Annotated in this window: 13 protein-coding genes; 8 read left to right on the top strand and 5 right to left on the bottom strand. The window is 45.6% G+C overall.

Annotated elements, in window-relative coordinates; translation table 11 throughout:
* Nucleotides 1–16: 16 nt before the first annotated feature.
* A complete protein-coding gene (locus tag U0358_RS07565) occupies nt 17–1,711 on the bottom strand; it encodes a BCCT family transporter (RefSeq protein WP_411161926.1) in 1,695 nt (564 codons plus the stop codon).
* A 445-nt stretch (nt 1,712–2,156) separates the two neighbouring features.
* Between U0358_RS07565 and katG the strand changes: the two genes are divergently transcribed.
* Nucleotides 2,157–4,412 carry a catalase/peroxidase HPI gene (gene katG / locus U0358_RS07560; protein ID WP_322405828.1) on the top strand — a complete coding sequence of 752 codons (2,256 nt, stop codon included), beginning with the start codon at nt 2,157–2,159 and terminating at the stop codon, nt 4,410–4,412.
* Between the two features lie 97 nt (nt 4,413–4,509).
* Here katG and dbpA read toward each other — a convergent pair whose 3' ends face one another.
* Both dbpA and U0358_RS07550 read right to left on the bottom strand, forming a co-directional pair.
* Complete coding sequence (gene dbpA / locus U0358_RS07555; RefSeq protein WP_322405826.1) at nt 4,510–5,922, bottom strand: ATP-dependent RNA helicase DbpA; 1,413 nt, start codon at nt 5,920–5,922, stop codon at nt 4,510–4,512.
* Nucleotides 5,923–6,009: 87 nt separating this feature from the next.
* Nucleotides 6,010–6,882, bottom strand: coding sequence for a DMT family transporter (locus U0358_RS07550; protein ID WP_322405824.1), 873 nt, complete (start codon nt 6,880–6,882; stop codon nt 6,010–6,012).
* 326 nt (nt 6,883–7,208) lie between these two features.
* On the opposite strand from U0358_RS07550, the gene U0358_RS07545 reads away from it, so the two are divergent.
* On the top strand, nt 7,209–7,775 hold the full coding sequence (locus U0358_RS07545) for a porin (RefSeq protein ID WP_322405822.1): 567 nt from the start codon (nt 7,209–7,211) through the stop codon (nt 7,773–7,775).
* Nucleotides 7,776–8,056: 281 nt separating this feature from the next.
* Here the strand turns inward: U0358_RS07545 and U0358_RS07540 are convergent, their stop codons facing one another.
* Nucleotides 8,057–10,390 (bottom strand): TonB-dependent receptor, encoded by a 2,334-nt coding sequence (locus U0358_RS07540; RefSeq protein ID WP_322405821.1) that lies wholly within the window; start codon nt 10,388–10,390, stop codon nt 8,057–8,059.
* A 204-nt stretch (nt 10,391–10,594) separates the two neighbouring features.
* On the opposite strand from U0358_RS07540, the gene U0358_RS07535 reads away from it, so the two are divergent.
* On the top strand, nt 10,595–12,496 hold the full coding sequence (locus tag U0358_RS07535; RefSeq protein ID WP_322405820.1) for a bifunctional metallophosphatase/5'-nucleotidase: 1,902 nt from the start codon (nt 10,595–10,597) through the stop codon (nt 12,494–12,496).
* 184 nt (nt 12,497–12,680) lie between these two features.
* On the opposite strand, the gene U0358_RS07530 is transcribed toward U0358_RS07535, so the two are convergent.
* A complete protein-coding gene (locus U0358_RS07530) occupies nt 12,681–13,862 on the bottom strand; it encodes a porin (protein ID WP_322405819.1) in 1,182 nt (393 codons plus the stop codon).
* Between the two features lie 330 nt (nt 13,863–14,192).
* On the opposite strand from U0358_RS07530, the gene U0358_RS07525 reads away from it, so the two are divergent.
* The 5 genes from U0358_RS07525 to U0358_RS07505 are packed head-to-tail and all read left to right on the top strand — an operon-like array spanning nt 14,193 to nt 20,611.
* The gene (locus U0358_RS07525) at nt 14,193–15,356 is read left to right on the top strand and encodes an iron-containing alcohol dehydrogenase (protein WP_322405818.1); all 1,164 of its coding nucleotides are present in this window, start codon (nt 14,193–14,195) and stop codon (nt 15,354–15,356) included.
* An 11-nt stretch (nt 15,357–15,367) separates the two neighbouring features.
* Nucleotides 15,368–16,720: a hypothetical protein gene (locus tag U0358_RS07520; protein ID WP_322405817.1), complete on the top strand. Its 1,353-nt coding sequence runs from the start codon at nt 15,368–15,370 to the stop codon at nt 16,718–16,720.
* On the top strand, nt 16,720–18,096 hold the full coding sequence (locus U0358_RS07515; protein WP_322405816.1) for a sigma-54 interaction domain-containing protein: 1,377 nt from the start codon (nt 16,720–16,722) through the stop codon (nt 18,094–18,096). The genes U0358_RS07520 and U0358_RS07515 overlap by 1 nt, the downstream gene beginning before the upstream one ends.
* Nucleotides 18,086–19,534 (top strand): NAD-dependent succinate-semialdehyde dehydrogenase, encoded by a 1,449-nt coding sequence (locus tag U0358_RS07510; RefSeq protein ID WP_322405815.1) that lies wholly within the window; start codon nt 18,086–18,088, stop codon nt 19,532–19,534. The genes U0358_RS07515 and U0358_RS07510 overlap by 11 nt, the downstream gene beginning before the upstream one ends.
* A gap of 36 nt (nt 19,535–19,570) precedes the next feature.
* A complete protein-coding gene (locus U0358_RS07505; protein ID WP_322405814.1) occupies nt 19,571–20,611 on the top strand; it encodes a cyclase family protein in 1,041 nt (346 codons plus the stop codon).
* Nucleotides 20,612–20,616: the final 5 nt, after the last annotated feature.

Genomic DNA, 20,616 nt, shown 5'->3' with positions numbered 1-20,616 from the left:
GGCGTAACGCGAGTCGCTACTTCGCAGGTTTACCAACTCTTGGTTCGGAACGTAATCCCTGAACTACAGCAAAACAAGCTGCCAACAGGACAAGAGTAAATGGTAAGCCAGCAGAAACGGCCATTGCTTGCAGGGCAACGAGGCCACCGCCAAGTATTAGGGCAATTGCTACTAAGCCTTCGAATGTACACCAGAATATGCGCTGAGGTACTGGAGCCTCAACTTTACCGCCGGCACTGATGGTATCGATAACCAATGAACCAGAGTCAGACGAAGTAACGAAAAATACCATAACCAGAATAATACCCACGAAGGAAGTTATTCCTGTCCATGGCAGGCCATCGAGCATAACAAAGAGTTGCAGTGATAAGTCGACGTTTGCAACTTCTTCAGCTCCTGATAAAAATTGATCTATTGCAGCAGTACCAAATACCGTCATCCAGAATACACAGGCCAAAGAAGGTATTAGCAGTACCGAGATTAAGAATTCACGTACTGTACGACCTCTTGACACGCGTGCAATAAACATCCCAACAAACGGCGACCATGCAATCCACCAAGCCCAATAAAACGATGTCCAGCCTTGTGAATAGTTTAAGTCTTCACGACCAACTGGGTTAGATAGAGCTGGTAAATTAACAATGTAATTGTAGAGGTTCTCCGCGAAGCCGGTCAGGATTGCGACCGTTGGGCCCACGATAATGACGAATAGCATCAAAATAGCTGCCAACGACATATTAACCTGCGACAGTCGCTGCACACCCTTTTCCAGACCCGCAAGAACTGATATCAACGCGATAGCGGTTATTCCGATAACGAGCAGAACCTCGGTGGTATCACCCTCAGCCCAGCCGAATAAGAAGTTCAGTCCGGCTGCAGCCTGAGACGCGCCTAACCCCAACGAGGTTGCAAGACCAAACAAGGTTGCGAGTATCGCTATGATATCGATGACATGACCTGGCCAGCCCCATACGCGCTCACCCAGAATGGGATAAAAAATAGAGCGAATAGTTAGTGGCAAACCTTTGTTAAATGAAAATAAGGCCAAGCCCAAAGCTAACACCGCGTAGATTGCCCAGGGGTGCAGAGCCCAGTGGAAAATGGTTGCTGCCATGCCGAGCCTAATTGCCGCAGCCTCATCACCACCAGCGCCACCAAGAGGTGCCCAGTCAGTGCGTAGACCGTTAGCCCCGGTTTCGGTTCCAGCCAATGCCGTGCTGAAATGCGTAATAGGTTCAGACACACCGTAAAACATGAGTCCAATACCCATACCAGCGGCAAACAGCATTGAGAACCAGCCCAGATAAGAAAAGTCAGGGCTTGCTTCAGTGCCACCTAAACGAACTTTACCTAATGGTGAAAAGATTAAGAACAAGCAAAGGAGCACAAAAATATTGGCTGCCCCGATAAAGAACCAGTCAAGGTTGGCTGTCAGCCAGTTTTTGGTGCTTGTAAATACGGGTTCGGCCTGATTTTGGAACATTAATGTTATGACGACAAAGGCAACAATGGCTAATCCCGAAATAGCAAATACGCGGTTATGAAAATCAAGGCCGAAAGGCCCTACTTTCATAACAACGTTGTCTTGTCCTACTTGATAATCGGTACTGATTGGATTGACTTCACCGTCAGGAATCATCGGGTCGTTAGCCTGGCGCTCGCGCTCGAGGTCTTTGTCCCCGCGGAGCACTTCCTCTTCTTTTTTATTCATTTGCTCTCCCCTGTATAAAGGTAAGTTTTTTTACTCTTTAAATTTAAGCGTTTATTCTTAATTTGCTGATAGAGTATAGAGCGCTACGAAGGTTTCTTAAAGTTAGATCGGTTTTTTACAGTAAAAATAATGAATGAATAACATTAGAAGTTACGGGATGAGGGGACTGACGTGCTTCTACAAAAGTCAACACGTCAGCTTTTAAGCATTTAGACTGGTAGTTAGAAGCTGGTACCGAACTGTTGCGGCTACAGTATCGACGTCCTGCTCGATTTCATCTCAATCGTATTGTTTATAACCAATGCTCCTTTATGAAACTCTCGGTCAAGACTGACTATACGATTATGCCAATCTGTTTTCCTCATCTATCTGAGCCCCCTAAAAGACTCCGTTTGTTTTATATTACTGACGCACTTATTGTGTCTAACGAAAAGGGTAATTAATCATGTTTAAGAAAACAGTACCTTTACTTTCTGCTGTAGCGATTGCGATATCGTTTTCAGCCGGAACGGGTGTTGCAAGTGCTCAGGAAAACTCATCTTATGAGGTAAATTCTTCAGAGCCTAAGTCGAACGATTTTTGGTGGCCAAATAAGCTCAATTTAGAGCCATTGCGTCAACACAGTCCTGAATCAGACCCTTATGGAGACGATTTTGATTACGCTGAAGCTTTCAGTCAGCTTGACCTTGAGCAGGTTAAAAAAGACATTGAAGAGCTAATGACCTCGGATCAGGACTGGTGGCCAGCTGACTACGGTCATTATGGCCCATTCTTTATTCGTATGGCCTGGCATGGTGCCGGAACCTACCGGGTTCAAGACGGGCGTGGCGGTGCAGCTGGCGCTCAACAACGTTTTGAACCACTAAATAGCTGGCCGGATAACGTCAGTTTAGATAAAGCACGTCGTTTGTTGTGGCCGGTCAAGCAAAAGTACGGCAGAGATATCTCATGGGCTGACTTGATGGTGCTAACCGGTAACGTTGCGCTTGAGTCTATGGGATTTGAAACCTTTGGTTTTGCCGGCGGACGTGAAGATGCCTGGGAACCTGATATTGTTTACTGGGGCCCTGAAAAAGAATGGTTAAAGGGTGACGAGCGCTACTCTGGCGACCGTGAACTTGAAAACCCTCTGGCCGCTGTTCAGATGGGTCTGATTTACGTTAACCCCGAAGGGCCTAATGGCAAGCCTGATCCGTTACTGGCCGCGAAAGACATTCGTGACACCTTTGCCCGCATGGCGATGAACGACGAAGAGACCGTTGCTCTTATTGCCGGGGGACACACCTTTGGTAAAGCACATGGTGCGCACAAGCCTGAAGAGTGCTTAGGTGCGGAACCAGCTGCTGCAGGTGTTGAAGAGCAAGGCCTTGGCTGGAAAAACAAATGCGGTAAAGGCAACGCCGAAGATACCATCACCAGTGGTTTAGAAGGTGCATGGTCAGTGAACCCGACAGCCTGGACAACTCAGTACCTGGATAATCTGTTTGGTTTTGAATGGGAACAAACGAAGAGTCCAGCTGGTGCGATTCAGTGGATCCCTGTTGACGGTCAGGCATCTGAGCTGGTTCCTGATGCACACGTTGAAGGCAAGCGTCACGCACCTATTATGTTTACGACGGATCTTTCGCTAAAAGAAGATCCTGAGTATCGCAAAATTGCTAAACGCTTCCATGAAGACCCTAAAGAGTTTGAACTGGCGTTCGCAAAAGCCTGGTTCAAGCTGACGCACCGCGATATGGGCCCTAAACAGCGTTATCTTGGCGATATGGCTCCGCAGGAAGATCTGCTATGGCAAGATCCAATTCCTGAAGTCGATTTTGAACTGATTAACGAGAATGACGTCGAGCAGCTTAAGGTTGCAATTCTGGGTTCAGGTCTTAGCGTGCCTCAGTTAGTTCGTACTGCCTGGGCTTCGGCATCAAGCTTCCGCGGTACTGACATGCGTGGCGGTGCTAACGGCGCTCGTATTGCATTAGAGCCTCAGGTGAACTGGGAAGCGAACAACCCGGCTGAGCTTAAGAAGGCATTGGACACGCTGAAAGACGTTCAGGAAGACTTTAATGATGAGCTGTCTGGCGACAAGCACGTGTCTTTGGCTGATGTTATCGTTTTAGGCGGCGCTGCGGCTATTGAGAAAGCGGCGAAAGATGCCGGTTACGATGTGACGGTGCCTTTTGAGCCGGGTCGTACTGATGCCTCTCAGGAAATGACGGACGTTAACTCGTTCTCGTTCCTTGAGCCTAAAGCTGACGCATTCCGCAACTACTATGCTGAAGGCAACCGTGTTTCACCAGCTCAGCATATGGTAGATAAAGCTGACCAGCTAACCTTAACGGTACCGGAAATGACGGTATTAGTGGGTGGCTTACGTTCGCTGGACGCTAATTATAACGACAGTGGTCATGGTGTTTTCACAGACCAGCCGGGGACGTTGAATAATGACTTTTTCGTTAACCTGCTAAGCATGGAAAACGAATGGAAAAAGTCATCGGACAACGAAGCGATATACGAAGGCTTTGATCGTAAAACTGGAGAACAGAAATATACTGCAACGACGGTTGATCTGATTTTCGGTTCAAACTCTGAATTGCGTGCTGTTGCAGAAGTTTATGCAATGAGTGATGCAGACGAGAAGTTCGTTAATGATTTTGTTCAGGCATGGACGAAAGTCATGCAGTTAGACCGCTTTGATCTGAAATAATATTTAAGTGTGTGAGCGGTGGTATTCTCTTCAGAACGAAGAGAGTATCACCGCTTTTTATCTTGTCACTTAAGCGTGCAGGCTGAGGCACCACAAATTAAAGTATTTTTGCCCGAAACTTCTTACCTTTTATTTTATTATTATTAATAAGCCCTAGAGCGTGCTTAGCCAAACGGGAATTTACGGCAACAAAACCAAAGGTGCTTTCCAGCTTTATCTTTCCAATGTCGTCAGCACTTAAAACCTTGTCCTTTGTTAGCGCGCCAACAATGTCACCCGGTCTCAACTTGTCCTTTTTTCCGCCACTGACTTGTATGGTGGACATAGTAGCTTTCAACGGTGTGTTGTCAGATAGCGCTGGCGCAGGCTGTACTTGAATAGGTTCGGCAAACGTATCCTCAAGCAAACGCATTTTGTAATCATCTTTTTCGGCAATTAGGGTTATTGCGACGCCTTCTTTGCCGGCGCGGCCAGTACGACCTATGCGGTGAGTATGGGTGTCTAAATCATGAGCCATATTAACGCTAATCACTAAATCAAGTTCGGCGATATCTAAGCCGCGGGAGGCTACGTCAGTCGCAATAAGCACCCGGGCACTGCCATTACTAAATTGTATAATGGCCTGATCGCGATCTTTCTGTTCGAGCTCACCATGCAGAGCCAACACGCTGAACTTATTGGCCCGAAGTGTGTTAAAAATATCTTTTACTTCGTTTTTGGTATTGCAGAAAACCAGACAGTTTTCGGGTTGATGCTCGCCCAATAAATTCATTACCAGCTGTGCGCTGTCTTCATTATTCATGGCATAAAAGAGCTGTTCAATTTGTGGCTTTGCTTGCTCTTGAATGGCCTCAATATTCCTTGCCTTAGTTGTCACTTGTTCTGCTAAGGCGGCGATATTTTTAGGGTAGGTGGCACTGAATAATAGTGTCTGTCGCGCCTTTGGAATGTGCTTAACGATAGCACTCAGGCTGTCCTGAAACCCCATTTCTAACATTCGGTCGGCCTCATCAAGAACCAGAGTTGTCAACATGGACAAATCGACATTGCGCTGCTCAAGATGATCAAGCACCCGGCCGGGTGTGCCAACCAACACATGAGCCCCATGTTCAAGCGAGTTAGTCTGAATACGTGATGGCTCGCCACCACACAAGGTCAGTATTTTGATATTAAGCATTGATTTAGCCAGCTTACGAACCTCGTCAGCAACCTGATGGGCGAGTTCACGAGTAGGACACAATACCAACGCCTGTGGCGAAAAGCTTTTTGCCTCCAGCTTTGCCAGCAAAGTCAGCGCAAAAGCGGTGGTTTTTCCGGAGCCGGTATCCGCGCGAACAACGGCATCGGTGTTGTTTAAAATAACCGGCAAGCTTAAGGACTGCACCTGTGTCATTTGTTGGTAACCAATTTCATCAAGCCGTGTCAGTAACGCCGACGGCAGGTTCAATTGGTTAAAATGAATGAGTTCAGGTGAATTCTCAGGGGTGTTTTTATCGCTAATTATGGGCATTAAAGGCGGCCATTTTCTGTGTCAGGTTTCTGTGGTTATTGTAACAGGGTTCTGGGCAAATATACTGAGGTAATCTGTGCAAAAACCTCAGTGTTTGCTGGAGTAAACCCCTAAAGCTGTTACGGTAGTCAATATTATCAGCATTCCGAGTACCTGCGTATAAGCCAGTACCTCACCTAAAATAATGACTCCGAATAGCGCTGCCGTAACGGGCTCTATTGTTGCTACTATGGAGGCCAGTGCTGGCAGGGTTCTTCTCAGTCCAATAATATAAAGAATAAAGGATGCACCGCCACCCAGTACTCCGAGAATAGCAAAGAGCGGCCAGTCAGTGGAGTCCAGAACTCTTCCGGCTTCCTCTATATCAATTAACGTGCCCAGAACCAGAGTCAGGGTAGAAAATGCGATTGCAAGAACGGCCTGAGGGCTACCTTGCCTGGCTGCGTATTTAAAACCAAAAATAAAAAGCGCCAGTGACATACCCGAAAGAAGCCCGGCTATAACGCCTATAGGAGTAATACCACCGCTGTCGACTTGATATACACGGGTGAGTAAGACGACACCAGCCATTACCAGCAGTATTGCGGCGCATTTGCTTATCGTGGGACGTTCAATTTTAACGGCGAAAGAAATTAGGTAAACAAATATGGGAGCGCAATACATAAGGGTTGCCGCAACCGCAACGCTGCTCTCGGAAATACTGAAGAAATAGAAAGCGAAATTTCCCGAGACTCCAAGCCCTGCGATGATAGACCAGAACCATAACTTACTGTTAGTCAGCCCACTATTGCCAGGTCTTAAAACCAACCACATCAGCACAAATATAAGCCCGACAGCACCCCGGCAAAAAGATACTAAAACGGCATTCCAGCCGTCGTTGATGAGAATGCCCGCTATTCCGCCGGACAGTCCCCAGAAAAGCGCCGCTGACGCCACCAGTATAATGCCTGAATTCGTCATGCTTCGGTCAACTTCTATTGAAATATTGAATAAGCCTAAAGTATTGAATTTAGAAGATAAGAAGGAGAATTTCAATTTTCAAATAGTGCTTAGGCATTGAATTGCCTCGCAAGCTTATTCGAGATTCAGGCACTATGGCGATATGTTTCGGTATTTTTTGTTGTACTTGCCGGCCGATAATCATATTAAATCAACTAAAAAACAACAAATAGTCAAAGAACTTTTCGTTATTATGACATACATTGCTTCGCTAAATGAAGCAGTGCTGCCTGGCAGCTTGGAAGTAGTAAGTGCGGGACACGCACGACATAACGGAGTATTAAAGAATGAAAAAAGCAGTATTAGCTACACTTATCGGCGCCGCGTTATTCAGTGGTGCAACTTTAGCCGCAGACCAAGGTTCACACTTTGATCGCGTAGAAGCACGTTACATTGATTACAGTGATGATGGCGATGGTTTTGGCCTTAGTGGTCGCGCAATGCTGAGTGAATCTATTTATTTCACTGCAGATTACTCTCAGCTTAGCGAAGGCGATGCGGATTTTGATCAAATCTTTGCTGGTGTTGGTTACAAGCATGACTTCAGTGAAAAGTTCACTGGTTTTGCTGATGCGAACCTTTATTATGTAGATGTTGACGCTCCGGTAGTCAGCGACGATGATACTGGTTATGCAGTGCAGGTTGGTGGTGTTTATCGTTTAAACCCAGCAGTTGAGTTTTCAGGTCTGGTACGTCACATCGATAACGATGTTTTCGCAGATTCTGAGCAAGAATACGAATTAACTGCTCGTTGGTACATCAATAACCAGTTCAGCTTAAGTGCAACTTATGTTGATGGTTTTGATAGTGACTGGTCCGATGGTTACTCCATTGGCGCTGCTTGGCACTTCTAAGCAAGCCAGTTAAGCCTGCCGCCTGTCGTTATAGACGGGCGGCAATTTACTTTAAAAATTTTCCTTAACTTCTTAAAGCTCGCGCTAGTTAAACTTCAATACAAACAACGCTTCATTTCCATTAAGAAAACCACAGATCAGTGATAAACATTTTAAGTACATAGAGGTCAAATACGGCCGTCCGATTCGACACCATAAAAACAGACTTGTTTAATTTCATCAGTTTGGATTCAGATAGAAGCCACCGATGAAAGTGGCTTCTGATCTGCTACAAGCAGACGTTAAAAGAAATAACGAGCCTGAAGTGTCACAACACGCGGTGCTAAATACTGCTTACTGGTCACTCCCACACCGTATGTATCGGTATGAACAGAGGCAACAGAGTCGTCGTCGAATAAGTTACGCACGTTCAGCTCTAAATCCCAATTACCATGTGAAGGAATGTAATTCACATTGAAATGAGCGATATCATAGCTTTCTACGACATCACGTTCAGGAGAATTAAACACACGAGCGAAATAGTCACCTCGGTGCGTATAGCCCAACGATGATCTTAATGTGCCCCCATTATTGAGCTGATGTGCATAGCTTAAGCGAACATTAGCGACTAAATCTGGCGTTTTCGCTAATTCGTTACCCGTTAAGTTGACAGCAGTTGCCTCGCGGGCGGCGTTAATTGCCTCGGTTGGGGCTCCATTTAAGATCAATCCGACTGAAGCATTTTCAGCTTCTGCTCTATCAATTGCATCGCGTCCGTCAATAACCTCTGACTCCATCCAGGTTAAGTTGGTATCTAAACGCCAGCCTTTACCAAGGTTCGCCTGAGCCTCAACTTCTAAGCCATAGACTTCTGCTTCAGGCAAATTTGATGCGCCTGAATTAAAGCGTTCAATACCACTTGATTCAAATAAATAGTCACTGTAGTCATAATAGAAAGCGGCGGTATTTAAACGTAACCGGTTATCAAATAAATCATTTTTGAGACCAAGTTCGTAAGCGATGATTTCTTCCTGATCAAATTTTTCAGGGAAAAAACGCGTGTCGGTCGAGCTATTTGAGCCTGCTGGTTTTACGCCACTTGCAACAGATGCGTAACCCATAGTTCGCTCTGTGAACTGATAGTCCAGCGCAAACTTCCCTGTCACGTTATCAGTTTCATCAGATGGTGTGCTGGTGATAGGAGAGCGAGTGGGAACACAGTTTAAACTGCAACGCTCATCAGAAAACTCGTTATTAGTATAACGTAAGCCTGTCGTCATACGCAGTGCGTCTGTCAACGCATAACTGACTTGGCCAAAAACTGAATACGATTGAAAGTTACGGAAGTCCGAGTTTATGAAATCAATATCTGCATTATTGTCGAACACATTGGGTCCTGCAACAACTTCACTGACTGGGTTGCCATCTCTGCCGCCGTCGTAAAAGTTACGTGTATTTGAGAAAATTTCAGTATCAAGGTAAAAAGCACCAACTAACCATGTTAAATCAGCCGTTGCATCAGGTGATATCAAGTTAATTTCAGCCGTATAGGACTCATCTTCCTGTCGCAAATTACCGATAAATTCCGGTATAGGAACTTCTCCTAAACTTGTCGGCTCTTCACCATCAGACAGAGGAAATGGTGCTGGATCATTGGCAGTCAAACTGCTTCTATCCATATCCAGGCGACGGCGCATGTCATAGTTTTGCTGGCTGAATATACCGCGTAACTGAGCCCAGTCCATAGCATAATTCATATGCAAACTGGTCATATCCATGTCTAATTTATAGTACTCACGGGTATCGTGGTAAACCACGCGAGGATCATCGCTAATTAAGTCAAAATTGCCTTTCAGCGCAGGGCCATTTGTATCTGAGCTGAACTGCATATGCTGAAGCTGAATATCGAAGTCTTGAGTGGGTTGCCAACGTAATTGTGCTCTAACTGTCGTGTCATTTTTATCGTCTAAACGATAATCATGAGTAAGCGCTCTATTTTCTGTGAAGCCGTCATGCTCTCGGTGAGATCCAGAGAACCGTACTGCCAAATTGTCGTCTAACTTCAATGTGGTAGCACCACGAAAGTTCATCGTGTCGTACTGACCCATTGTTGCTGATACTGAGCCATCACCATTTATAAAGTCAGGCTTTTTGGTGTGCACGTTAATGGCTCCGCCTGTCGAACTATTTCCATAAATGGTTCCGTCAGGGCCTCGAGTGACCTCAACACGATCGATATCAACTAAGTCAGCCCAAAGTGCATAATCATTGGCCATAAATACACCATCAATATGATATGCCACAGCTTGCTTGGTTCCAGCGTTATCAGGTATTTCATTGCCGACGCCTCTAATTGATACAGAGGGGCGATAGCCTTGCACGCTCGATACCACAAGCCCGGGTACTTGATCACTCAAGTCAAATATATTTGCAACATTAAGTTGATCCAGTGCGCTTCCTTCGACAACAGAGACTGCGTCGGGCACTTCTTGAAGGCTTTGCTCTGATTTTTGCGCTGTCACAATAATGGTTTCAAGCTGATCTGTTTGTTCTTGGGCGTTAACGGTGAAGGAGCTCCCAAGTAACAGGGCGCTCGTTACTGCAAAAGATAACGCGTTTGGTCGAAACACTGACATTAATTATTCTCCCTGAAGCAGGTTATTTTACGATTTAATCAATTGTAAAGGCGTGCGAGAGAGTAATAACTTAATATGACATTTCACATATGCTTTTGCGTCATTTTGATGACATATTTAAGTCACAGGCAATGTATTCTTACTGTCATATTAATGCGGTTTAATAGAGCAAAGCTTAATCCCCTTAATTAAAAGGAGTGCACTTTGAAAACGTTGCGCGACCTGTTTATCTTACATTCACTATTTTTTAGTTTGCTGCTGGTAAGCACTGATGCTTTCTCCTACGCTAGGGACGTAATTCAGGTAGCGCCACTTGAACTGCATAAGAATAGCCCGTTTGATCGAGCCTACACTCTTGCTCCTATTTCGGATAGAACCGGAAGTATTGAAGTAAAATGGCCTGATAACTGGCCATCAAAAAAAACATCGGAACATTTAAAACTACGAATTTTCCACATCAATGATTTACACAACAAACACATAATAGAAAAAGACGATGGCAGTGCTCGCTTTGTGACTGGCCTCATGGCTGCCCATGTTAACAAGGCTCGTCGTGAGGCAAGTTCAAAAAACGAGCATGTATTATTTTTATCCGCCGGAGATGATCACACCGGTGCCGTATATGATGAATTGCTCGGTTACAGTCCAGGATCTTTCAAAAAAAGCTTGGCCTACCACGCTTATTCATCAGCAGGTCTTGATGCCGCAGTATTGGGTAATCACGAATTTGATCGCGGCACTCAAATCCTAAAGCAAGCCATTAACGCTGATGCCAATTTCCCACTATTGAGTTCAAATCTTGTTGCGTCTAAAAATTTAGATGCTGGCGATTACGCTTCTGCGTTACTTGGAGTAATTAATGGGTGGCGAATCGCGATAGTCGGCCAAACATCATCAGAAGATACGAAAAGTAACCTGGCTGACGATCCGCAATTAAAGGTTGCTCCGCAACTGGAAAACATGAGGCAAATACTGACCGCTGTTAAAGATAAGGTTGATGTCATTATCGCACTGACACATATTGGCTATCAACAAAGCGGAAAAGTTGGCGATCAAGACATCGCAGAGCTATTAGCAAAAGCGTCGGTTCCCGCTATTGTCATCGGCGGTCATTCGCACGATACACTGCATAAGTCAGGGATTAATAAAGAGCACATTTACAGTGGAGTTCCGGTATTTCAGGCTGGACAGTGGGGCGATTACATTGGGGATATTCAACTGAACTTGCGACATGACTCAAAAGAAGTCGTAATATCTAACAACACCGTTTTGCATTCTCTAAAGCAAAATAGCGCGTCGCTTATAAGCTTTAGTGAGGAGTTTTATAAAACTTCCATTGCTCCTATCATCACTGATTTTGACGATGTATTAAATGAGCCGTTAGGGCGCATCCCTGATGACTCAGCACTAACAAAAAATGCGATACTGGTTGACCGTTATACTGCAGAGCTTGCAGTTGCAAACTTTATAACGGATGCTGTTATGCAAACGGTTAATACAGATAATGAAATCGCTGATTTGGCAGCAATCAATGCATCCAGTATTGTTAACGGCTTTGAGCCGGGCGAAATGGCGACTTTTTCTGATTGGTACAATGTTATTCCCTATGCAGACACGCTTCAATTAATTGAGCTTACGCCTAATCAACTCAGAGAGCTTATAAAGTCTAACGCTCAACGCCTAGTTATGCCATCAGAGCAAGAAAGCCTCGATTTAACCGGCTTTATTAATCAGGGTTTTTTACACTTCTCGGATGCGTTACGTTATGAAGTGACTTACGAACAAGATAGACGACCCCAAGCAACCAATATTCAGTTCAACGGTAAGCCTCTCGAACATTATGCTGGTCAAACGATCAAATTGTTAGTTGGAGATTATATAGCTTCTGGCAATCTAGGATGGAGGGGCCAAACGATACATTTCCCGAATGGTGACAAAGTGGCTGGTTTTGATATTAAGTCGCTCCCAATAAAGCCCACAACTTACAAGCTCCGCGACAGCGTTTTAAAAAACCTGCGAGCGTCACATCATAAAACTATTGATATCAGAAAAGACGGAAGAATTAAGTTTAGCCGAATAAGCCAGCAAGCCGAACAAAACAAATAATAGCGTAATTAAGCAGCCATCCAAAACGCCGCAAAGTAATCATATCGAGGATGGGGCGGGGTTAATGCGGTTTAGTGTGCAACCGCTGCGTCGGGAATCCCCCACCGACATTAGGTGGGGGAGGCTGTCAATAGAACACTGAGCTAGATCTCAAGTTCAGCGCGTTATAAGCGCCTCGGTGAGCTTAAAAAGATAAAGAGAAACCAATACTGACAGCTTCGTTTTCAATGCTCTCATTATTATGGCTCTCAGCTTCCATTGATGACAGCTCTGCTGACACTGTAAACATTTGCCATAATGTATGATAAACACCCAAACTAAATTTACTTTGTTTTTCTACCTGACTAAGCTGGTCAATTCCGGCTAAATCTACTTCTGATACACCATAATTCAAACCAACCTTAGTCGCTCCAAATGTTTGCGTTACCTGGGTAAACCAACCAGAGCTATCGCGCGGCGTACCGTTAGCATCCGCAGCATCTATCAGTAGCCCATAGTAACCGAGTCCCTTAGCATCAAATAGTGAGAGGGAGATACGAGTGTTATCCAATTGAAGTGCGCCGGTTAAATCGACACCTCTAGCGCTATAATCTCCGATATCGGTTGTGACATGTTGATTGTAAAACGTTGTAGAAATAAAGCCGCTATCATGATTGTAGCGCAAGCGGCCATGAACTCCTGGGCGCTCTGAGCCGGAATCACCCACATAGCCGTTTCCTCCGAAGCTTACTGAGTCTAGAGGTTGAAAAATACCAATATCAGCTTGCCAGTTGTCAGCAAATGACCGACTGTAAGTGATTTGAGATAACCTATCTGCAAAAATATAACCATAGCCGGCAGCGCCTAAGGTTGTGTTTAATGGACTACGGATTGATGCCGGTGCACCAACACCTCCCAGCGCCATGTCCTCAATCACCACATCAATACCGAACACACCATAACCACGACCAACTTTGAGTGTTCCTACATCGTCATTACCGACAGTAAAGTAAGCACGATATGCACGGTTATCTCCGTTCCCGTTAAATGCGCTGTTATCAGTTGAGCCCGGCTCGATTGCAAGAAACGCTTTTAGATCGAAGTCCTGAGCCTGGGTCGTCGCTGAAAATTGAAAACTGGAAGGGCTATAACCGTTTGATACGGAAGTTGCATCTTCCCCTGTGCACAGCAAAGCGTTGCCGGCTACTGTAGCCCCTGAGTCATCGCAGCTCGCATACACAGCGTGAGCATTTATGTATCCGTTAAAGGAAAAATCCCATTCCGGTGCAGAAACTGACTGAGCCATAACCGCACTACTTGCCAACATGGTTGAGACCAATGTCGTAGTTGTAAGAGCCCGCAGTTTAAGCTTATCGTTATTTTTCATGTGGTATTCCCCTGTTTTTTTCTTGTTATTAAGAATGTGCAAGATAAGCTCTGCAACGGTTATGCCAAAGCCTGAAAACTTTTAAGGCACTGTTTTTTATATAAATATTTAAAGTCGAACCAAATCATTTTGATGAATAATTTCATCATTTTCTCTTTTTTTTGATGGCTTAAAGTCATCAGAAAAGTAAGCTAGATTTATTTCTCGTGGTACGGTGATTAATTAAGTGCAATAAAAACAATGGCTTAAATTTTTAATCTAAGTTGGCACAGGGTTTGCTGTGTTATTGATAATAAAGTGTTAAAAAATAACGACAAAAAAGGAAACGCAATGACTGAGACACGCGTGCAAGTATTTAAAACCGCTCGACGGTTACTGACGGGATATGGTGCAAGTGCACAATTGGCGGCAGAGGCCGAGGCTCTCATGATGAAACGCCCTTTAATTGTTACCGATAAAGGAGTAATGGGTTCTGGCGTTATTGAACCAATTTTAGAGCGCTTCAGACACACCTTTGCAGACAATATAGCACTATACTCAGATATTTCGGCCGAGCCGGAAACACATGTAGTCGAAGACTGCCGTCACAGTTTTATGGCAAATAAATGCGACGGCATTATAGCTATAGGTGGGGGCAGCGCGATGGATACGGCTAAAGCCGTCGCCGTCTATATCGGTGATGATAGAAAATTGGAGGCGCTCTTTGGTGAAGATCAGGTTCGCACCAGAGAAACTCCCCTTATTTGCTTGCCGACCACAGCAGGAACAGGCTCTGAGGTGACCAATATTGCGATTTTGTCAGACGTAAACGCGCAGTTAAAAAAGGGCATTGTGAGTAACCAGTTGTTGCCTGACGTTGCCATTGTTGCACCGGAATTGACAGTGAGCTGTCCACCGGCCGTCACCGCTGCGAGTGGCGTTGACGCCTTAGTGCATGCCGTTGAAAGTTATTTATCCAATTTCTCTACTGAGCTCACTCGACCATTATCATTACGCGCGATGACGATGATTAATAAATCACTGTTACAAGCCTACCAAAACCCCAAAGATATGAATGCGCGCGAGCAAATGGCTACAGCCAGCCTTATGGCTGGCTTAGCCTTTGGGAATGCTGGAGTTGGAGCCGTCCACGCACTGGCATACCCCCTGGGAGGACGTTTTCACTTGTCACATGGTGTCAGTAATGCCGTTATGTTTACGGAAGTGATGCGTTGGAATTACGCTAATTGTCGAGCTCTATTTCTTGATATTGCCCATGCGTTGGGAGCTCCTCACACTTTGGTAAAAGAAGATGCTGGGGAATTTGTGGTTGAGCGACTGGCCCAGCTATGTGAGCAAGTTAATATTCCTAAAACGCTACGCGAGTTTGATATTCCAAGAGAAGCTATTCCTGAGTTGGCTGAGTCCGCTCATGGAGTAACTCGACTGCTACGCAATAATCCTCGGGAATTGAGCGTGGACGATATTGCAGCTATTTACACTGCTGTTTACTGAGGAAACGAGCTATGTCGTTATGGAAGCATCGTAAACCGGGCGCGGAAGCATCATTTTGGGGATTAGGGCCATTTAAAATTAGGCTGCCGTTTTTACATTACCGCTTCGAGTGGCCTGATTACTTTCAGGGATTGTTGATGTGTGCGGTGGATTTAGCCGCGATTTCATTAATGGCCGAGCTTCTGGGTATGCCGTTTGAAGCTGCACTCGCGATCGTCCTGATCAATGGTCTATTTTACTTGCTTCACCATTTGCTTGGTGATCCAGTCGTACCAGGGTGGATAACTCCTGCAATACCTTTGTTAATGATGTATGTCTCAACCTTTCCCGAGGGGGAGAGTCGTGTACATGCATTAATCGCCTTTCAAATGATGTTGGGCGCATTTGCCATGGTATTGGGTGCTTCGGGGATCGCCCGACGAGTTGTTCATTATATTCCAAGCGCGATCAAGGCTGGCATCATTATGGGCGCCGGCTTAGCGGCTGTTGCTGTGGTATTTGAAGAAGGGGGGCGTTTTGAATCTTTCCCCATGACAATATCTATTGCGGTTGGAATTGCATTCTACCTAATTTTTTCACGTCACTTTGCAGCCATTCAAAATAAACATTGGTTATTATCGCTGATAGGTAAGTTGGGAATTTTCCCCATCATTGCACTTGCCATCGTGGTCGCACCGCTGTTTGGTGAGGCTCCCTGGCCAGATATCGAGTGGGGGCTGACATCACCAGATTTTGTCACGATGTTTACCGAATACACGCTCTTCGGTGTTGGACTGCCACCATTAATGATGTTTGTTACAGCAATTCCGACGGTGCTAGCGGCTTATATAGTACTTTTTGGTGATGTCCTGCAGAGCAAGGCTATTTTGGATGAAGCTGATGAAGCTCGCCCGGATGAAAAAATTGATTATAGCCCTGATCGTGCTCACATGATTTTTGGAGCTCGCAATTTTGGTATGAGCATTATTGGACCGGACGTAGCAATGTGCGGACCTCTATGGGCGGCAATGCATGTTGTAATTGTGGAACGTTTTAAAAAAGGCCGCAAGGCGATGGACTCCATCTTCGGTGGTGCAGGATCGTTTCGCTGGGGCACCAATACAGGCTTACTACTACTGCCAGTAGTCAGTCTAGTGCAACCGATCTTGGGGATTGCTCTGGCACTGACACTACTGATCCAAGGTTACGTCAGTGTACGCATAGGTATTCAGGAAGCCAAAAGCGAGCGCGATCTGGGAATTGCCGGTGTTATTGCCGCAATTTTGGTAGTAAAAGGTGCAACTTGGGCGTTCGCTGCCGGGCTTTTATTGTGTTTTTTGATTTATGGCTGGCGTCTACGGACACCTCTTAAGGAGACACGCTGATGTTTCACGGCGATAACCTGCAACGGGTATTAGATGCCATGAGTGATGGCGTTTACATAACCGATGGGAACGGAGTTACCGTAACAGTAAATAAAGCCTATGAGCGCATAACAGGTATTCCAAAGCGTGCTCTGCAGGGCATGCACATGTCAGAGGTGGTTAAAGCCGGCTACATTTCACGTTCGGTATCGTTAGAAGTATTGAAAGAGCGACGCGCTGTAACACTGACGCAGGCTCTGACCGATGACCATAAAATTTTGGTATCGGGCACTCCAATGATTGATGGCCGAGGACGCATTGAATACGTAGTTACAACGGTTCGAGATGTAACCGAGTTATTGCAAGCCAAGCGTGCTGAAGAGCAACTAGAACAGTTGTTAAATGTGCGAGAGCAATATGGTCCGGCACAGCATGACTGGCCGGCTGAGCCATTTATCGTAAGCCCTCGCACCCAAGCATGTTACGAGCTTGCCAAGCGCGTAGCTAATTCAGCGGCAAAAGTACTGTTACAAGGCGAGACTGGGACTGGTAAAACATTATTAGCACGCACTATTCATCAATATAGCCGATGCAGTAACGGACCCTTTATTGAGCTTAACTGTGCGGCAATGCCCGAGTCACTGTTGGAAGCAGAGCTATTCGGTTATGTACCAGGCGCATTTACTGGTGCGTCAAATAAAGGAAAAACAGGGCTGCTTGAAGCTGCTAATAACGGCACTCTGTTTCTGGATGAGATTGGCGACTTACCCCTGTCGTTGCAAGCAAAGCTATTGAAGGTGATTGCCGAGAAGCGTTTTTTGCCAGTTGGAGGGACCGAGTTCAGGCAAACGAATTTTAGACTCATTTCAGCCACGCATCACGATTTAAAGGCACTAGTTGCCGAGAAACTTTTTCGGGCAGATCTTCTTTACCGAATATGTGTGGTACCTATCGAGCTACCTGCGCTTCGCGAGCGCACTGAGGAAGTTGAGCCGCTACTGCAACATTACCTTTGCTATTTTAATCAACAATACGAATTTGACTGTCGCTGGCATCAGAGCGTTATTGAGCGGCTTACTCGTTACGATTGGCCGGGAAATATTCGAGAGTTAATAAATTTAGTAGAGCGATTAGTGGTGACTAGTGAACAAGCATTAATTACGACCGCTCATTTACCTCGAGAGCTTATCGGTGAGCAGTTTGTTGGAAAGCAGGGACTTTCGTTGAAACATCAGATGGATGAGCTTGAGTTAAGGCTTATAACTGAGGCTCTCCAGGTTCATGGTACGACACGATCTGCAGCTCAAGCATTGGGGATAGACCAGTCAACATTAGTAAAAAAACAACAACGATTACGAGAAAAAATGAAGGGAAATCTAACTCAAGATGATGAATGAGCAACAGGTAGATTTAAAGCAGGCGGCCTTAATTGGCGTACATTGGATCCGGTGTAGCGGGAGCAATACGCTGAAGGTTTTTAATCCGGCTAACGGAGAGTTGCTAGGCACTGTTCCAAAGCTCTCTGAGGAGCAAGTGCACTATGCGATCACCATTGCTGAGCAGGCTTTCAATAGTTGGCGTAAGAATTCGATAAACGAGCGTTGTGCAGTACTCAACAAGTGGTACCAAAAGATAAAAGAAAACGAAGCGCGGCTAGCATCGATTATTACTCTAGAGCAAGGAAAGCCCTTCAGTGAGGCCTTAGGAGAAGTTCGCTATGCGGCGAGTTATATACAGTGGTACGCACAACCGGCGTTGCAGGATAACGGCAGCGAAATGCCGAATGGTTCCGCGAATGAGTCGTTGAAAACAGTCACAGAGCCGGTCGGTGTCTGTGCCGCGATAACTCCCTGGAACTTTCCAGCGGCGATGTTAACACGAAAGGTAGCACCAGCTCTGGCTGTAGGGTGTTCAATGATAATAAAACCTGCACCTGAGACTCCATTTACAGCACTTGCATTATCAGAGCTGGCTCTTCGGGCCGGGGTTCCCCCGGGTTTGATCAATGTAGTAACTGGTGACGCACAACTTATAGGCGACATAGTGTGCACCAGCAAGCAAGTTAAAAAGCTCAGTTTTACTGGATCAACAGCTGTGGGGCGGCACTTGATGCGAACTTGTGCCTCTACCGTTAAGCGCCTCTCGCTTGAATTAGGCGGTAATGCCCCGTTTATAGTCTGTAGTGATGCTGATATCGATAAAGCAGTTGAAGGAGCCATGCAGTCAAAGTTTCGCAATGCCGGACAAACTTGCGTCTGTGCAAATGCGTTTTATGTTCATGATTCGCTATACGATCGTTTTGCTAGTGCTTTTGAAAAGCGAATAAAAGCGCTCTCCTTAGGCTCAGGCAGTGACCCTCACATCGATATTGGCCCTCTCATTAATGAGCAGGCGCTGGAGAAGGTAGAGGCACTAGTTAGAGATGCCAGAGAAAAAGGCGGCAATATAGTGTATGGAGGCGAGCGTTGGGCAGAGTCGGAGCGTTGGTATCTTCCTACATTGATCACAGAAGCAACAACCGATATGCGCTGTGTTCAAGAAGAAGTTTTCGGCCCAGTAGCCCCTTTAGTTCGCTATAGCGATGAAGATTCGCTCATTGCGTCACTTAGAGCACAGGATACAGGTTTAGCGGCTTATTTTTACAGCGAAAGTCTGAAACGGATCCACCACCTCGCTGCGGAGCTAGAGGTGGGTATGGTAGGCGTTAACACTGGCGTCATCTCAGATCCAGCGATGCCTTTTGGCGGTGTTAAAAGTTCTGGCTTAGGCCGAGAAGGAGGTCGACAAGGCATTATGGAGTACCTCGAAACAAAGTACATCAAGCTTTGTTATTAACAAGTAAAAACTATGAGCAACAAAAGGAAAATAACAATGAAAAAATCGAATAATATCTTATCTGTCGCTGTGCTGGGTGCCCTTGTTGGGCTGAGTTCTTCATCACTGGCTTTTGCTCAAAGCAGTGATATTGAAAATTTACAGAAGGATATGCCGAAAAACTGGGGTAAATGGGGTGAGAACGACCAAATTGGCGCATTGAATTACCTCGATGATGAACAAGCACTGCGAGGCGTTAAGGCTGTAAAAACAGGTGAAAAATTCACCCTGCAATTACCGATTACTCATGGAGTCGGACCTGTCTTTCCTGGAAGAGTGCCAGCCATGCATTTTATGACACAGGATGAAAGTATGTACTCTGTGGATAAACTTGATGAATTAGCCGGTGGGGTGAAGTACTCCGACGATGCTGTATTTATGTATTTACAAGGCACGACTCATATGGATGCATTAGGTCACGCTTGGTATGGCGACAAAGTCTATGGTGGCGTTTCAGCCGATAGTACAGTACATGGGCACGATCATGTTGATGTAGGCAAACTTGCTGAGCACGGCATTGTTGGTCGTGGTGTCTTATTGGATGTTGGGAGTTACAAAGGCGGTCAGTCTAGCCGTTTGGCACCAAGCTCTTGCGTTACACTTGATGATTTACAAGAAACAGCTGAAGCGCAAAACGTAACAATCGAGAAACGAGACATTTTGTTGATAAGAACGGGGTCCGTTGGCCGCTTTTATCAGGACGAACCAGACGCGCCATGGAGCGCAACTACAGAGCCCGGATTGTGTTATAGCAAACAACTAATCAACTGGATTGATGATATGGAAATACCAGTGATTGCAGCGGATAACCTTGCTGTCGAACTGGTTCCGCAAACTATTGACGGAAAAGATTACGTGATACCACTACATGGTGCACTTATCCGGGATTTAGGTGTTGTTCTTAGTGAGTTGTACTGGCTGGATGACCTTGCAAAAGACAGCGCTGAAGATGGGCAGTATACCTTTATGTTTACAGCAGCGCCGCTAAAAATGGAACGCGGCTCAGGCTCTCCTATTAACCCAATTGTGATTAAATAAAATAA

The sequence above is a fragment of the Idiomarina sp. PL1-037 genome (assembly GCF_034422975.1).
In the GTDB taxonomy this organism is placed as follows: domain Bacteria; phylum Pseudomonadota; class Gammaproteobacteria; order Enterobacterales; family Alteromonadaceae; genus Idiomarina.
The sequence above is the reverse complement of the archived record's forward strand: the minus strand, read 5'-3'. Positions and strand labels throughout refer to the sequence as shown.

Excerpts from the sequence above, each read along its gene's own strand:
- U0358_RS07520 (WP_322405817.1), top strand. The coding sequence starts at position 15,368 with ATGTCGTTATGGAAGCATCGTAAACCGGGCGCGGAAGCATCATTTTGG.
- U0358_RS07505 (WP_322405814.1), top strand. The coding sequence starts at position 19,571 with ATGAAAAAATCGAATAATATCTTATCTGTCGCTGTGCTGGGTGCCCTT.
- U0358_RS07565 (WP_411161926.1), bottom strand. The coding sequence starts at position 1,711 with ATGAATAAAAAAGAAGAGGAAGTGCTCCGCGGGGACAAAGACCTCGAG.
- U0358_RS07515 (WP_322405816.1), top strand. The coding sequence starts at position 16,720 with ATGTTTCACGGCGATAACCTGCAACGGGTATTAGATGCCATGAGTGAT.
- U0358_RS07545 (WP_322405822.1), top strand. The coding sequence starts at position 7,209 with ATGAAAAAAGCAGTATTAGCTACACTTATCGGCGCCGCGTTATTCAGT.
- katG (WP_322405828.1), top strand. The coding sequence starts at position 2,157 with ATGTTTAAGAAAACAGTACCTTTACTTTCTGCTGTAGCGATTGCGATA.
- dbpA (WP_322405826.1), bottom strand. The coding sequence starts at position 5,922 with ATGCCCATAATTAGCGATAAAAACACCCCTGAGAATTCACCTGAACTC.
- U0358_RS07525 (WP_322405818.1), top strand. The coding sequence starts at position 14,193 with ATGACTGAGACACGCGTGCAAGTATTTAAAACCGCTCGACGGTTACTG.
- U0358_RS07530 (WP_322405819.1), bottom strand. The coding sequence starts at position 13,862 with ATGAAAAATAACGATAAGCTTAAACTGCGGGCTCTTACAACTACGACA.
- U0358_RS07550 (WP_322405824.1), bottom strand. The coding sequence starts at position 6,882 with ATGACGAATTCAGGCATTATACTGGTGGCGTCAGCGGCGCTTTTCTGG.
- U0358_RS07540 (WP_322405821.1), bottom strand. The coding sequence starts at position 10,390 with ATGTCAGTGTTTCGACCAAACGCGTTATCTTTTGCAGTAACGAGCGCC.
- U0358_RS07510 (WP_322405815.1), top strand. The coding sequence starts at position 18,086 with ATGATGAATGAGCAACAGGTAGATTTAAAGCAGGCGGCCTTAATTGGC.